Genomic DNA, 14,340 nt, shown 5'->3' on the forward strand with positions numbered 1-14,340 from the left:
AGGTCAAAAAGAACTTCTCGTATTCTCCCCCTTCTGCTATGATTAAGAAATTAGACGCGGAACATTTATAAGAATATGAGAATGCGAGGCTAGCAACATGTTAAGAAATAAGAATTTGTGGGTGTTATTGATTGGAGAGTTAGTCGCTGGCTTAGGGTTATGGCTTGGCATTATTGGAAACCTTGAATTTATGCAGGAACGTGTTCCTTCTGACTTCATGAAATCGTTAATTTTAGCCGCTGGGCTATTAGCAGGTGTTGCAATCAGCCCATTTGCTGGGAGAATGGTTGATCAACATCCTAAGAAAACGATCATGCTCTACTCAGGCGCCGTACGTTGTTTAAGTGTGCTCGTTATGCTTGTCGCGATTCACTATAACTCGGTCTGGTGGATGATTATTTTTCTTGTCTTTGTCCAACTATCTGCTGCCTTTTACTTCCCTGCTATACAGGCTGCCATCCCTCTCGTAGCTAAAGAGAAGGATTTGCTACAAATCAATGGAATCTTTATGAATGTATCTACCATCTCAAGAATTTTGGGAACTGCACTAGCTGGAATCCTACTCGTCCTCATCTCTTTATCTTTACTTTATACTCTTTCACTCATCGCCTACCTACTCTTATTTATCATGACGTGCTTCCTTTCTATAGAGGAACCATTGAGAGAAAAGCCTACACACTGTAATCCAAAAAGGGACACAGGGTTTAAAGAAGTGTTCCCTCTACTTAAAACCCTACCCATCGTAACGATGACGTTAATACTCTCGCTTATCCCTCTCTTCTTTATCGGAGGGTTTAACTTGATTGTCATTAACATTAGCGAAATTCAAGACAGTTCTGCAATCAAAGGCCTGATTTATACAGCTGAAGGAATTGCCTTTATGGTTGGAGCGTTCTTTGTGAAACAAATCAGTAGAAAGCAATCTCCTTACACCATTCTATTTGCTTTCTCGACGACGATTGGCTTAGCTCAATTATTACTCTATTTCGCTGAAGTGCCTCTCTTATCACTAATAGCTTTTATACTATTTGGTTTCTCTGTTGGATGCTTCTTCCCAACTGCATCTACAATCTTTCAGACAAGAGTCCCGAAAGACTTTCATGGCCGTCTATTCTCCTTTAGAAATATGATGGACCGATTAATCTTTCAAGTCGTCCTTATTATGACTGGATTTCTCTTGGATACGGTTGGGCTTCCCTACATGACAGTAATATTTGGAGCTCTTTCCCTTACAATGACTGGTCTCTTTTACATCAAATTTAAGGATATAAAGAACGCTGACGTTTCTACAAATGAAGACATTCAAACGGTGTAGCTACTATGCTATTCTCCAAGGAATGTGGATGTTTCGTATGACCTCTCCCTTAATGGTAAAGATAGGATAAATAGGGAGGTGAATGAAATGACACAAGCCATCTTATGTGAGGTAGTGAATTGTGTTCATAATGAAGGTGGACAACGATGTAGAGCGAAAGAAATCTTCGTTGTTTCACATCGTGGAAAGAAAGCGTCAACACAAGAAGAGACAGATTGTAAAACATTCGAGCCCCAACTATAAGAATACAAAAAGAGCAGCTGTAATAGCTGCTCTTTTTCTTATACCTGACTTTCTTTTACAACATTCTGTTCTGCTCCTACATATTGGAGCGTTGCAGCCGCTAACGTTTTAGCAGCGATTAATAGAGAACGTTCATCGATTGTGAATTTCGGATGATGATGAGGGTAAACTTCTTCTGCGTCAGGGTGTAGCGCACCTGTGAAGAAGAACGTACCAGGGACATGCTGGAGGTAGTAGGAGTAATCCTCCCCTCCCATCTGCATATCATATTCAACCGTCTCTGTGACCTCTGGAATCGTTGGGCCTAGTTTCGCGATTAGCTCAGTTTCTTCCTTATGATTAACAGTAGCTGGATAACCTCTTACGTAATCAAAGTAGTATTCAGCACCCGCCGCTAGACAGGTTCCTTCAATTACTCGGTTCATCTCTCGTTCAATCAAATCTTGTACATCCTTTTTGAACGTACGGACTGTTCCTTTTAACTTAACGGTATCGGCAATAACATTGAATGCGTTCCCTGCTTCAAAGGAACCGATGGATAATACTGCTTCATCTAATGGGTCTACTCGACGGGATACGATTTGCTGTAGATTCACGACAAGTTGTGAGGCTATCACAATGGAATCCTTTGTGAGATGAGGTTGAGCGCCATGCCCTCCCTTGCCTTGAACTTTAATTTCGAATCGATCCGCAGCTGCAGTAAGTGGGCCTTCTCGGTACATAAGCTTACCTGTTGGCTCAGTCGCCCATAAATGTGTCCCGAAAATGACGTCAACACCCTCCAAACATCCGTCTTCAATCATCGCAATAGCACCACCAGGCTGGTATTCTTCCGCATGTTGGTGGATGAACACCACAGTCCCTTCCAGCTCGTCTTGTATAGCATTAAGCGCTTTGGCTACCCCAAGGAGTGTCGCTGTATGGCCATCATGACCACATGCGTGCATGACTCCGTCCACTTTAGACTTAAATGGAACATCGACTTCTTCTTGTATGGGCAATGCATCGAAGTCAGCTCGTAGTGCTACCGTCTTACCAGGCTTCGCCCCCACTAACTTTGCGACAACTCCACGTCCTCCGACACCTTCTCGGACTTCGTGACCTAGGTTACGGTGATACTCCGCAATATAGCTTGGTGTTTCTACTTCTTCAAAGGAAAGCTCCGGATATTGGTGAAAATGTCTTCTTAACTCCACCATTTCATCGTACAAACCGTCTAATTTCTCGAATACGTCTGTCATAACTAAACCCCTTTATTATTAAATTTATAAGCGTATATAAGCACCCGGTCCGAGTGGAAGACCGAGGAAATACCAGATAGCAAATAATACAATCCAGAACAAGGCATAGGCGATGGAATATGGAAGCAACGCAGAAATCAGCGTCCCTACTCCAATGTTTTTGTCGTATTTCTTCGCAAAGGTCAACACAATGGCGAAGTACGCAAGCATCGGTGTAATCATATTCGTAATGGAATCGCCAACACGATAAGCCATCTGAGTAAAGGCTGGACTGTAATCAAGCAACATAAGCATCGGAACAAACACTGGTCCAAGGATCGCCCACTTGGCAGAAGAACTTGCCACAACTAAATTGATGAAAGCGGAGAGTAGGATAAATCCGATCAATAATGGAAGCCCGGTAAGGCCAATATCTTGAAGCCATCCCGCCCCTTTGATGGACAGAATCGTACCTAGATTACTCCATCCAAAGTACGTAATCATCTGTGCTGCTACAAAGGTCAACACAATGTAATACCCCATACCAGACATGGATTTAGTTAAGTGGGAAGATACATCTTTATCTGTTTTAATGGTTTTAGCCCCAATGCCGTATGCAATGGCAGGCAAGAAGAAGAATAAGAACATAATTCCAACAAGTGCATCCATAAATGGAGAATTCAATAATTCGCCCGTTTCTTGATTTCGAAGCATACCATTCTCAGGAATAACCGTTACCGCTAACAAGATTACGAAGATAAGAGACGTAACACCAGCGAAGCGTAGTCCTCGCTTCTCTTCTGGTTTCAATGAAGAATCTTCAGCTTTTACTTCTTGTAGCGCCTGATACGTTCCTAATCTTGGTTCAACAATGCGCTTCGTGACGAACATTGTGACAGGTACGAGCACAACGGTAGAGGCAATCATAAAGTAGTAGTTCATGGCTGGGTTCGCCTTGTATGTATCATCAATTAGATGAGCACTTGATTCAGTAAATCCAGCTAATAGAACATCAAGAGAGGATAGCAATAAGTTCGCACTAAACCCACCCGCTACGGCGGCATACGCCAAGACGAGTCCGACAATAGGATTTCGTCCTAGATTATAGAAGATCATCGCAGCAATCGGTGGAAGAACAATGGTTGCTGCATCGGCTGCCACATTACCAACAACCGCAATCACAATAATAGTAGGTAGAATTAATTTCTCTGGAGTCGCGAGCACAATCCGTCGCATGACTGCAGACACAAGTCCCGTTGATTCAGCAAGACCAACGCCAAGCATGACAACTAACACGAGACCTAGTGGTGGGAAGGAGACAAAGTTGTTGACCATTTCCGTCAGCATGCGGCGCACACCATCAGGGCTCAACAGATTCACAGCCTTTACTTCTTCATTCGTAGCTGGGTTCATGGCTGATAGCCCGAACTGACCACCAATGAAGGATGCAACTAGAATAATACCTGTAATAATTGCGAATAACGTTAATACATCTGGAAGCTTGTTCCCTGAGTTTTCAATCCCGTTTAAGATACGTTGTGTAAACTTAGGCTTCTTCCTTTTCGTAGGTTCAACTTGTGTGTTCAACTGGCTCATGAATCTACCTCCTCTGTTTAATTTTTCTGAATTTTATTAATAATGTGTTTACTATAACAAAAAACCTTTAGTAGAGGAAGGATTGTTTGAAAGAATTTATTATTTAACTTTATCGTCGTAGATATTGACCAGCGCGGCGCAACTAAATGAATAGTACGCTCTACGTTCTTCATACTAAGAAATAAACCAAGGAGGGATTACGATGGCAAAGCGAACAAAGAAAAACGATCCGCAACAAAAAAACAAACAAGGATTTGACTCAAGCAAAGCAGATACAGAGTTCTCCAAAGAATTTGGTAGTGCGGCTGCAAATGAAGAACACAAGAAGAGAGCCAAGCAAGAACGTCAAGCACGAAATCCTCAATAGTTAGAAAAAGGTCCACCTCCTTATTTAGGAGGTGGACCTTTAGTTATTGGGATGATTTAGGAAACATAAGCAGGGGAAACTTTAATCGCCCTTTATAGATTCTAACATCACATCAGGTATTGTTTATTTATTGCTTTCCCCAATATGCGTCGTTCTTCTCTAATCGATTCCATGCTTCTTCTGGCGATAGAGGTGTGGCTAATGCTTGGTGAACTTGGTGGTTATGTTCTTTAAATAACTTTTCAACTTGTTCATCTTCCATAGGTGTGCGTTTATCTTTTAGAAGAACTATCCTCTTCATAATAGCTGGTGCAAGTGACGGATTCTTCTTTGGTTTAAATGGTTGTTTCTCTTTAACGAATCTACCATCCACTTTCCCGGCATTAGTAGGATCATTTAAATCGATATATAAGACTTCTAGATAGATACGAAGAGACTCTTCATACTTCTTTAGAGAGTACAGGTGTTGAGCCATGGATAACGTAGTATTTCGATAGAGGCCCCACTGATCATTAGTTGCATGCTCTATCCTGGTATCCATTAAGATGTGCCACTCAACATCACTTTCGCTCGGTTCTTGTCCCCACGAATCACGTAAATCTTCTCTTTTCTTCTCATACTTGCGCTTTCTTTGCATCAGTTCTTCATATGTTCCATTAAGCTTCGCCCATTGGATGTCAATTTTATCAGCGTGCTCAGATGTAACAGCAACTCGAACTTTTTCTTGGCCTTCTTTATAGGGAAGAGTTCGAACATACACTTCTTGTTCGCAGGAAGGGCATTTCTTCTTTCGACTTAACGCCTTATCAAATTTATGGTCGCAGTATGGACATGTTGCATCCTCTAGTGGCTTTACTCCTTCTTCTGCAAGTTCTCCTTGCTTCTTAAGTTGCTCTGATGGGTTGGGAGTGAGCATACTTTCTTCCTTAATGAACAGTCTTTTCAGTGATTGTAGTAGACCCATGATTGATTGCTTCCTTCTTTCATTTAATGATAGTAGACCTTGTACATTGTAGTACAGAATTCATGAGGAAGACTACAATGGAACGGCAGATTTGGCCTTCTTCCTCTGCGTTACTTCGACACCCTGCCGAGGAGAGAATTTTCAACAGGAGTTCTTGAAGAGGAATGGGGGCGGTTCTCTTCTTAATAGATGAATACTTACAAATTTCGTAAAGTTTTAATAGAGTCTTTTACTTAAACATGGTAGAATATAGAGAATATAAGTAAATATTTTCTAATTCACTCTCTTTACTGAAAGGGAGTATTATGGCTGTTAAATGTAAGCGATTTCTAATATGAGGATTCGCTAGCATTTTGACAAAGGGGATGAGGAGAATGGCCATAGTTGTAAATGAACCTTCGATTTTTGATCATAAAGGAAATGTAATTAAGACCGATGACCGAACGATATCTATCGTAACGAAAATGGAAGAGCCCTGTGTAGCAGTGCTCGGAAATGTGTTAAGCAAAGAGGAATGTGAAGAGCTCATTCGCGTGTCTAAAGACCGCATGAACCGTTCTAAAATTGGTGCCCAAAAGGATGTCAGCGACATGCGAACTAGTAGTGGCACCTTTCTACCTGAAACAGGTAATGAGGTAATTGACTGCGTGGAACATCGCATCTCTCAAATTATGAATGTCCCCGTTCAACATGGCGAAGGACTTCATATATTAAACTATCAAATCGGACAAGAATATAAAGCACACTATGACTACTTTACGTCGAAGCGAAAGTCGGTCGACAATCCAAGAATCAGCACGCTCGTTATGTACTTAAACGATGTGGAAGAAGGCGGAGAAACCTACTTCCCTCACTTAAAGCTATCCGTTGCTCCGAAACAAGGAATGGCTGTGTACTTTGAATATTTCTATCAAGACCAGGCCATTAACGAGCTCACCCTCCACGGCGGCTCGCCCGTTACAAAAGGCGAAAAATGGGCCGCCACCCAATGGGTAAGAAGAAAACAATACCGCTAGCGGGACGGGGGGACAGGTAAACTGTCCCAGACGTACGTGAGTAGTATCGCGAAAGAGGTCGAATCCTTTGTAGGATTCGACCTCTTATTTGTGCGAGCGGTGTGACATGGGACAAGAAACCTGTCCCTCTGTCCCAGCTACCCAACCAATTCTAAGAATCCGGCCAACTCTTCAGTTGTCTGAAACTTGAATGAATACCCATAATGGATATTGTCATCTCCTTTGTTTATCCTTTTAGGAAATTCACGAAATGACGTGTTGTGCAAGTGCCCAGTTGATTGTGAGAGTAAATAGGCATTCCCTTCGACTAGGGTTGGATTTAAGACGATTGTTATCTCTTTGTTCGGCAACAAGTAGATAGAATCACCGGTATCGTTATGTTGGAATAAAATTGATTTAGATGTTACTTTCATATCCATATAATTCTTCTCTTTAAATATAGAATGGCATTCTTCCATGATGAATCCTCCTGGCGTTTAGCTTGTAAGTTTATAGATGGGGGGACAAGGAACCTGTCCCTCTGTCCCCCCATCCTGCTCTGTTTATTTTGTCATGAAATAATGCTGGTCGGTAAGCTTCTGTATCATGTGTAGTTTGTTTTCATTCAACTGAGGACAGACGTGATAGTAGTCTTTCCCATTTTCGTGCTTTATCCCGATAGTAGGGACATTGGACTGGTCAATCTTCTCAAGCCATTGGTCTCGTATGGCGTTCAGTGGAGATGAACTGGTCCATTTATCGACGCCCCATCCTAAAATCATGAACGGGTGCTCACGTAATGCTTCTAGTTGGGCGAAATGGTCTTCTGGAATATATTCTCCACTCGCGATCAATGCTTCTACCTGATTGACCCCATCCTTTGCTTTCGGATGCTGCAATGTGAACAAGTTATAGATATGGAATCTTCCTTCTAAGAAGAGCGAATCATGCAGACGTTCTACGATTCTCACAAGTTGCCTCATAGTGAGATCTGGACGAACCACTCCAGCTGCTTCCCCGTCACGAGTGAGCTTTAGATGTATCCCTTCTTCTAGAATCGCCGAACCGGGATTCAACAACAGACAACCTCCTAATGACTGGGTGGATGTCCCCCACTGGATAAAAGCGGACGTACGGAATACATGATTCCCCTTCTTCTTATACGTGCCATACACTTGAAACATGCTACCCCTCCTGAACATGCATTTCTTACATATTCTAGGGTGGGAAGTGTAATTCCTGTCGTTGGAGTAGAATGGGGAAGATCACCAGTCCCAATGTCCCGTTTACTGCTGGGACGAGGAACCTGTCCCCCTGTCCCGTTGGAGGAGGTCGTTTTCTAGGCAGAAGGTAAGGCTAAGGCTCTTATAGCCGGCTTCCTTGAAGGTGATGCCAATTTGTTCTCCACCGTATTCTTTAATAACACCGCGACCGAATTTCGGGTGATAGAGGTGTCGTCCGACTTCAATGTCGTCTGGCTGCAGTAGATCTTCCTGGTCAACCTTTTTTCCTGATGTTGACTTTCGTTTCTTTACCGTTGTGGATGAAGCAGGCTGCACAATCTTCTTCACGTTTGTTACGAACATGGATTCTGCCACACGCTCGTTTCCTTTGTAATGATACGTAACCATCTCTAGGTGATGACGAGCTCGGGTCATGCCAACATAGAACAGTCGTACTGCTTCTTCTAACGGGCCGTACTCTTTATTTCGGTAACGGTCTAAGTCATCCTTAGACGGGACTACGCCATTGATGAGGTCAATCATGTAGACTTTGTCGTACTCAAGACCCTTGGCACTGTGGAACGTCGTAAGGGTGACGTGTGAATCGTGTTTATTAAATTTAGAAGTTTGAACGAGTCGTTCCAGCTCCTTCAGACGATTTGCAAATCCTTTCAATGTGCCAAGACCCGCAGCAATTTCCTCAAGTGTATCTAGAATTCCAAAGAGATGCTCTCCGTTAAAGCCGAACTTCTCACACATGCTTTGAATGGCGCGGTCATACCCGAGATGTTCCCTTATGGTTCGGATGGCACGGTCTGGGACCATGCTGTTCAAGTCTATGAACACTTTCTTCGCTTTCCGTAAGTTCTTAGCCTGGTAGGATGGTACTTCTGTATCCCCGAGCGTATCGAAGACTGATTCTTCAACTTGTTGACGCTTCAAAAAGGCAACCTGTTGCTTCGTAATATACGCGTTGAACTTCGTATGAATGCGTTCTAAGATATCGACACGACAAATGTTATAGGAGAACCTCATAAAGTTCAGAATATCCTCAACAATCCAGTGCTTGAAAAACTTCGGATCAATATCACGCATGTAAAACTGAATACCCGCCTTGTTCAGCTTGTCAGCTAGTGGGACCGCCGAAGCATTGTTTCGATACAAAATCGCCACTTCTTCTTCTGTTCCAGCTTCTTTGATTTGCTCCGTCACATACTTTAACTGGTCCTCATAATTCCGCACCGATTTAATTTCAATTGGCTTCTCTGAAGGATTTTCCGTAAACATTTCTTTCGGGTAGCGATTTTGATTGCGCTTAATGAATTGGTTTGACGCAGCTACAATTTCCTGAGAAGAGCGGTAGTTTTGTGACATCGTCATGACCGTTGCTCCAGGATACGCCTTCTCAAATTGAAGCAGTTTCGTCACATCTGAACCCCGCCATCTAAAGATGGATTGGTCATCGTCCGCCACGACACATAAATTTTGTTGTGGCTTTGCCAACATCTCAACAATCTCGTGCTGCACCACGGAATTGTCCTGACTTTCATCCGTGAGGATGTATTGGAATTGTCGCTGGTACTTCGACAAGATTTCTTCATCTTCTAGCAGAATTTGATGGCAATAGGTAAGCATATCATCGAAGTCAAGAAGAAGACGGTGGTCGTGCTCCTTCTTGAAACGCTCATACGCTTGAAATATCGATACCCCTTGCTTTACATTCAGTTTCACCGCTGCTAATTCTTTGCCTTCAAGCATGCGATTCTTTACAAATGAAATGTACGTCATAAGCTCGTCCATCTCATCGTCAGAGATTTGTTTTCCGTTTTCTTCTTCATATAACTTTTTCAGAATGAAGTGCTTGTGAAGAGGAACTTGTGGTCCATTAAATCCCTTCTTCATCTCTTCCTCATCCACGTTGCCCTCTATAATCAGGTAGTCCTGTTCATTCTTTCGGAGCCATTCTCTCACAATCTTGTAGGCAAAGCTGTGAATCGTAGAAAAGTGTACCTTCCAATCCGTCATTTCAGGGAAGAACTGATCGAAGCGCTCTGACATGTCACGAGCGGATGCTTTACTAAATGTGACTGCCATAATGCGGCTCGGGTGAATGTTCTTCTCCATGAGCAAGTAGCCAATCTTCATATTTAATGTAGTCGTCTTTCCGGAACCAGGTGACGCTAAAAGGAGTAAGGGTCCATCCGTATGAGTGACCGCCCTCTTTTGTACTTCATTTAAGTACACACCCGTCGTCTGCTCCATTTGAGCGAAGAAGTCCATGGGATGAACCTCCTTTCTTTACTATTGAATGCAAAAGAAAATAGATGAAAAGAAAGGTCGTCCCCCCTCTTATCATCTATAACCGTGTCGAACGTAATCTTAGTTTATTATATCGACTTTGGTTCTATAGCGCTACCTCCTTTTCTAGCGAAAAGAAGGACAGAACCCGCGTCGGGCCTGTCCTTCTACTAAACTATTTTCTCTTAATTTCAACTCGGCCAACAGAACGGTCTTTAGATTCGCCTGTCACTTCAATCTTCAAGCCGTAAGTTGGAATGTTACGACCTGCATCAGGAAGCGCTTCTGTTCGATAACTCTTCTTGTCATTAAAGGAACGAACAAATTGTTTCCGCTTATCTTCAAGCGTAAGACCAAGTAATTCTGTGTAATCCACGAACAATTTCTCATCATGACGAAGGCTAAAGGCTGCGTCATGGATTTGGTAACGCGTAGAAGCTACTGAACCATCACTCCAGAACAGTTCTTTCTGGTCCGCATCGACAACCCCGAGGAATCCTTCACCTGGATGTGCTCCAGTCCAGTTCTCTGTGTACTTGTTATCCGCATACCAAATGACAAGTCCCGGATCATAGGACATTAAGCTCTCGCCTCGACGGATATGGCCAAGCCCTTCATCTACACCTTCATGATTTCTCCACTCAAGTAGATAGTAATGTTGAGTATATTTGGTGCCTGTTTGTTGTGTGAAACCTTCGAGGTTCACCTTTGACTCGCCTTCCGCACCATCCGTCAACACTTCAGAGCCGTCTACTGAAACGACAATGTTGTCTACGTATAAGCCAGGGTTTGAGACCGCAGCATCTGTAGAATAATTGATTTTCACTTGAATGCTTTTTCCTCTGTATTGACTCAAGTCGAAGTTTGCATCCACCCAACCGTTTGAGTTACCTGTGATGCCATCACCAGGGTTTGAACCATTCGGATTGGATGTGGTCGTAATATTTCCTGGAACGGTCGTCCAACTCTGACCATCCTCACTTACTTGAACAGAAGCATAATCCCAATCGGTTTCTATGTCGTACCAAGCCTTAAACGAAAGCTCGCTACTCTTAGCGTTAGATAAATCTACGTTGAAACTGAGGGAGTTGTTCAAGTTATCGCCACTACCGCTAAAGAATTCATATTCGCCTTCAAATGGTTCATTGATTTTCGTTGCTTTGTCTGGGAGGTTAATGCGAAGTGCATCTGGATTTGTTCCTTTCGTGTTTGCTTGATCTAAATACATTTCGAACCCTTTGTTATCAATATCCTCAAGGTCTACTTCATCGTACTTCAACCAGTTGCCACCATGGGATGCTTGCAAAAACTCTTTCGACCAGGCGCTAAATCCAGTTGGCTCTGTGCCAGGGATGTCTCCAGCCCAGCTACCACTCGACATAAGCGACCAGTATGCGACTGGCTCACCAGCACCTGTATACTGTGTATCATACTCATCTGGCAATCCAAGGTCGTGTGCATATTCGTGAGCGAATACACCTGCTGCTCCATCAGCTGGTTCAATTGTGTAGTCGTACGCGTACATTGTACCATTTCCCCAGTAATCAACCTCTGGAGTTGGTGAACCAGCAATCGAGTAACTACCACCTAGATTCCAACGGTGAGACCAAATTGCATCTTCACCTAGTTGGCCACCTCCTGCTTCTTCTCCAACAGCAGAGTGAACAACCATTAAATGGTCTACCAAGCCATCTGCCTCTCGTTTGTTCCCATCCCCATCAAGGTCGTAGCGGTCCTCTTGGTCAAAGTCTGCTAGATTTACATTTGGGTCAGCTGCTGCTGCATCAAGTGCCTCTTTTACAAGAGAACGAGCATCGCGGTCGTTGTCGCCACGGGCTGGGTCATTGCCTCCGTATGCTGCAGCATTTCTTGAAGCTGTGTACCAACCGGCAATCGTTCCATCAATCGTATACGCTCCATTGGTTTGTTCTTCATAGTACTGTTTCATAGAAACAAGTTGCTCACCATTAGGCCCTTCATAGCCATTGTCCCCGAAAATCATGTCTTCATAGTGTTCTTTCACATAATCTTCGTAATACATATCAGACTCACCAGGCTGAATGCTATTATGAGGGAAGTCTGGGAACTCTATTAGAAGGACAAGCACGTTGTCTTCACGAACTTCACCATCATAAGCCTCTTCTTGAACAGGGACTAAGTTTTTCTTACTTTTGTTATTCCCTTTCTTATGTGTGTGGTTCCCGATGCCATTGCTAAGCTTTTCTTTCACTTCAGACTCAATTTCAACGGCATCGTCTTCCAATTCACCCTCTTCCCCAAATGATTCAAGGCCTTTTTCTTTCTGTTTAAGGAATTCTCGAACCACTTTCTCTGCTTCTGTTGCTGAAGCATCCTTGGCAATCTTACCGCTCTTCTTCAACATTTCGATAAGCTTCTCTTCGTTCGCAATTGCCAAATCAAATGGCCCACTGTGATGCATTTCTTTCTTCTCCACTTGTGGGATTGGCGTTTCGGTACTTGCCGTCACATTGGAAACCGGTCCCATAGCAGCACCTAGGCCAAGAGCCGCGATCATGGCCATGGATAACACTTTATTCTTTCTCATGCCCTCTCCTCTTTCTATGTAATATTTGTAAACTATCTTCATAGTATATTAATATCAGAAAAATTAGAATAATCTAATAGAACTAATGTTCCTTTAATTTCCTACAAATAGATAGTCTATACCAGTTATTTCGACCTTGTTTTCATGGGCTTTTTTACCTATTTATTAGAACGAAAACACTACTTTTATAAAGGGGGAGAATTTCATGAATCAAACAAGCGGGGACATCGAGCTTCGCCGTGCAGCTTGTCTTGTTGCGGGATGGTCGTTATTGCTTATGACAGTAATCTCCGGAGTATCGTACGGGTATATACACTCGTCACTAATAGTAGAAGACCCATTAACAACTCTAGCAAATTTACAAGCATCCTCTTGGCTATTCGAATTAGAAATTGTAGGCTGGGTCATGATTTTCGTGCTAGATTTAATTGTTACGATTGCCCTCTATGTTTACTTGAAACCCATTCACGTGGACCTTGCTCAAATTACCAGCGCGTTTCGCCTCCTCTATACCATAATCCTTGGAGTCGCAATTTCAAGCTTAGTCGAAGCTCATCACTTAGTTATTGAAGATGCCTCTTTGTCGACAAATTCGGCCATGGATACGATGGCTCTATTATCATCCTTTGAAACTACGTGGACATTAGGGCTGATTGTCTTTGGAATCCATTTACTGTTACTTGGTTTACTTGTATTAAGAGCCTATCAGATTCCAAAGCTTCTTTCTTATTTACTAATTGTGGGTGGTTGTGTCTATGTCGTTGTTCACGGACTTTATACTTTCTCTCAAAGCTTCGATTCGTTGACAACAATTGTGGAGCTTATGCTAATGATTCCTATGTTTGTTGGAGAAATAGGCTTTGCTCTTTGGTTGTTAGTAAGAGGGAGAGGAGTCCAATTCCACTCATAATTCATTTCGCTCATTTCGGGACACTGTACCTGTCCCCATAGCCGTCAAGCTAATAAATAGATAGAGCGTTTAGTTGTACACCATCGGTGTAAAATGCGACTTAAATCAAAAATATTCCAGCAAACACCCTTAAGAACATAGGAATACAAAGAAACTTTTTTACAAGGTGCTACTGTTTAATATTTAAAATCTTAAAAGGACTAGAGTGCTGGCACCTGCGGTCTTTTATTCCGTGTCGCCGCACGTTCTCATAAACTGTTTTGATGACCTGTACGATGGTATTAGTAGTGTCGGACGAGATTGCAGATGCAATTAAAGGCAGTGCTTTCTTCGCTTGTTGAATCGCTTTGTACTCACTTGCCTCATGAAGCTGCTTTAGATAAAGGAAATATCTACATTGAAAGGCCATCATAGTTGAGAGTAGTATACGAATCAACGATCCATATAGGTGACATTCAAAACGATCTTGTTTCATCTCCCGAACATGATCAATCTCAAATAAAGACTTCCAAGTTTTAAATAGTAATTCCACTTGCCAGCGCAACGAATAAATTGGATATAACTCTTGAGCGTTTAAATCTTCATGTGTTACATTGGTGGCAAGTATTTGGATATTACTTTTTTGTGAAGCAGATTGGGTGGC

Annotated in this window: 13 protein-coding genes; 5 read left to right on the plus strand and 8 right to left on the minus strand. The window is 42.7% G+C overall.

Annotated features, from left to right (window positions below; translation table 11 throughout):
• Nucleotides 1-97: 97 nt before the first annotated feature.
• Together H513_RS0106985 and H513_RS21185 are read left to right on the plus strand one after the other, a co-directional pair.
• On the plus strand, nucleotides 98-1,315 hold the full coding sequence (locus tag H513_RS0106985; protein ID WP_026800103.1) for an MFS transporter: 1,218 nt from the start codon (nucleotides 98-100) through the stop codon (nucleotides 1,313-1,315).
• An 87-nt stretch (nucleotides 1,316-1,402) separates the two neighbouring features.
• On the plus strand, nucleotides 1,403-1,558 hold the full coding sequence (locus H513_RS21185; protein ID WP_081658207.1) for a DUF1540 domain-containing protein: 156 nt from the start codon (nucleotides 1,403-1,405) through the stop codon (nucleotides 1,556-1,558).
• 38 nt (nucleotides 1,559-1,596) lie between these two features.
• Here the strand turns inward: H513_RS21185 and H513_RS0106995 are convergent, their stop codons facing one another.
• Nucleotides 1,597-2,799, minus strand: coding sequence for a M20 family metallopeptidase (locus H513_RS0106995; RefSeq protein ID WP_026800104.1), 1,203 nt, complete (start codon nucleotides 2,797-2,799; stop codon nucleotides 1,597-1,599).
• Between the two features lie 24 nt (nucleotides 2,800-2,823).
• Nucleotides 2,824-4,374 carry an AbgT family transporter gene (locus H513_RS0107000; protein WP_026800105.1) on the minus strand — a complete coding sequence of 517 codons (1,551 nt, stop codon included), beginning with the start codon at nucleotides 4,372-4,374 and terminating at the stop codon, nucleotides 2,824-2,826.
• Between the two features lie 202 nt (nucleotides 4,375-4,576).
• Here H513_RS0107000 and H513_RS21875 point away from each other — a divergent pair, with 202 nt between their 5' ends.
• The gene (locus H513_RS21875) at nucleotides 4,577-4,741 is read left to right on the plus strand and encodes a hypothetical protein (protein ID WP_169449932.1); all 165 of its coding nucleotides are present in this window, start codon (nucleotides 4,577-4,579) and stop codon (nucleotides 4,739-4,741) included.
• Between the two features lie 127 nt (nucleotides 4,742-4,868).
• On the opposite strand, the gene H513_RS0107010 is transcribed toward H513_RS21875, so the two are convergent.
• Entirely contained in the window at nucleotides 4,869-5,705 is an 837-nt protein-coding gene (locus H513_RS0107010) for a hypothetical protein (RefSeq protein WP_026800106.1), read from the minus strand.
• 365 nt (nucleotides 5,706-6,070) lie between these two features.
• Here H513_RS0107010 and H513_RS0107015 point away from each other — a divergent pair, with 365 nt between their 5' ends.
• The gene (locus H513_RS0107015; protein WP_036769420.1) at nucleotides 6,071-6,721 is read left to right on the plus strand and encodes a 2OG-Fe(II) oxygenase; all 651 of its coding nucleotides are present in this window, start codon (nucleotides 6,071-6,073) and stop codon (nucleotides 6,719-6,721) included.
• Between the two features lie 137 nt (nucleotides 6,722-6,858).
• On the opposite strand, the gene H513_RS0107020 is transcribed toward H513_RS0107015, so the two are convergent.
• From H513_RS0107020 to H513_RS0107035, 4 genes are all read right to left on the minus strand, one after another.
• Complete coding sequence (locus tag H513_RS0107020) at nucleotides 6,859-7,179, minus strand: hypothetical protein (protein WP_026800108.1); 321 nt, start codon at nucleotides 7,177-7,179, stop codon at nucleotides 6,859-6,861.
• An 84-nt stretch (nucleotides 7,180-7,263) separates the two neighbouring features.
• A complete protein-coding gene (locus H513_RS0107025; RefSeq protein WP_036769422.1) occupies nucleotides 7,264-7,884 on the minus strand; it encodes a hypothetical protein in 621 nt (206 codons plus the stop codon).
• A 102-nt stretch (nucleotides 7,885-7,986) separates the two neighbouring features.
• Nucleotides 7,987-10,203 (minus strand): ATP-dependent helicase, encoded by a 2,217-nt coding sequence (locus H513_RS19740; RefSeq protein ID WP_036769424.1) that lies wholly within the window; start codon nucleotides 10,201-10,203, stop codon nucleotides 7,987-7,989.
• 193 nt (nucleotides 10,204-10,396) lie between these two features.
• Complete coding sequence (locus H513_RS0107035; RefSeq protein WP_036769426.1) at nucleotides 10,397-12,787, minus strand: immune inhibitor A domain-containing protein; 2,391 nt, start codon at nucleotides 12,785-12,787, stop codon at nucleotides 10,397-10,399.
• A gap of 205 nt (nucleotides 12,788-12,992) precedes the next feature.
• Here H513_RS0107035 and H513_RS0107040 point away from each other — a divergent pair, with 205 nt between their 5' ends.
• Nucleotides 12,993-13,697, plus strand: a complete 705-nt coding sequence (locus tag H513_RS0107040) for a DUF4386 domain-containing protein (protein WP_051239749.1) — start codon at nucleotides 12,993-12,995, stop codon at nucleotides 13,695-13,697.
• A gap of 169 nt (nucleotides 13,698-13,866) precedes the next feature.
• On the opposite strand, the gene H513_RS0107045 is transcribed toward H513_RS0107040, so the two are convergent.
• Nucleotides 13,867-14,340 (minus strand): transposase (locus tag H513_RS0107045; RefSeq protein ID WP_026800112.1); only part of this gene is annotated, 474 nt, incomplete at its 5' end.

Source organism: Pontibacillus halophilus JSM 076056 = DSM 19796 (assembly GCF_000425205.1).
Lineage (GTDB): Bacteria > Bacillota > Bacilli > Bacillales > BH030062 > Pontibacillus_A > Pontibacillus_A halophilus.

What these genes read in the sequence shown, in the direction of transcription:
- H513_RS0107020 (WP_026800108.1), bottom strand. Translation starts at nt 7,179, where the DNA reads ATGGAAGAATGCCATTCTATATTTAAAGAGAAGAATTATATGGATATG.
- H513_RS21875 (WP_169449932.1), top strand. Translation starts at nt 4,577, where the DNA reads ATGGCAAAGCGAACAAAGAAAAACGATCCGCAACAAAAAAACAAACAA.
- H513_RS0107015 (WP_036769420.1), top strand. Translation starts at nt 6,071, where the DNA reads ATGAGGAGAATGGCCATAGTTGTAAATGAACCTTCGATTTTTGATCAT.
- H513_RS0106995 (WP_026800104.1), bottom strand. Translation starts at nt 2,799, where the DNA reads ATGACAGACGTATTCGAGAAATTAGACGGTTTGTACGATGAAATGGTG.
- H513_RS0107035 (WP_036769426.1), bottom strand. Translation starts at nt 12,787, where the DNA reads ATGAGAAAGAATAAAGTGTTATCCATGGCCATGATCGCGGCTCTTGGC.
- H513_RS21185 (WP_081658207.1), top strand. Translation starts at nt 1,403, where the DNA reads ATGACACAAGCCATCTTATGTGAGGTAGTGAATTGTGTTCATAATGAA.
- H513_RS0107040 (WP_051239749.1), top strand. Translation starts at nt 12,993, where the DNA reads ATGAATCAAACAAGCGGGGACATCGAGCTTCGCCGTGCAGCTTGTCTT.
- H513_RS0107000 (WP_026800105.1), bottom strand. Translation starts at nt 4,374, where the DNA reads ATGAGCCAGTTGAACACACAAGTTGAACCTACGAAAAGGAAGAAGCCT.
- H513_RS0107025 (WP_036769422.1), bottom strand. Translation starts at nt 7,884, where the DNA reads ATGTTTCAAGTGTATGGCACGTATAAGAAGAAGGGGAATCATGTATTC.
- H513_RS19740 (WP_036769424.1), bottom strand. Translation starts at nt 10,203, where the DNA reads ATGGACTTCTTCGCTCAAATGGAGCAGACGACGGGTGTGTACTTAAAT.
- H513_RS0106985 (WP_026800103.1), top strand. Translation starts at nt 98, where the DNA reads ATGTTAAGAAATAAGAATTTGTGGGTGTTATTGATTGGAGAGTTAGTC.
- H513_RS0107010 (WP_026800106.1), bottom strand. Translation starts at nt 5,705, where the DNA reads ATGGGTCTACTACAATCACTGAAAAGACTGTTCATTAAGGAAGAAAGT.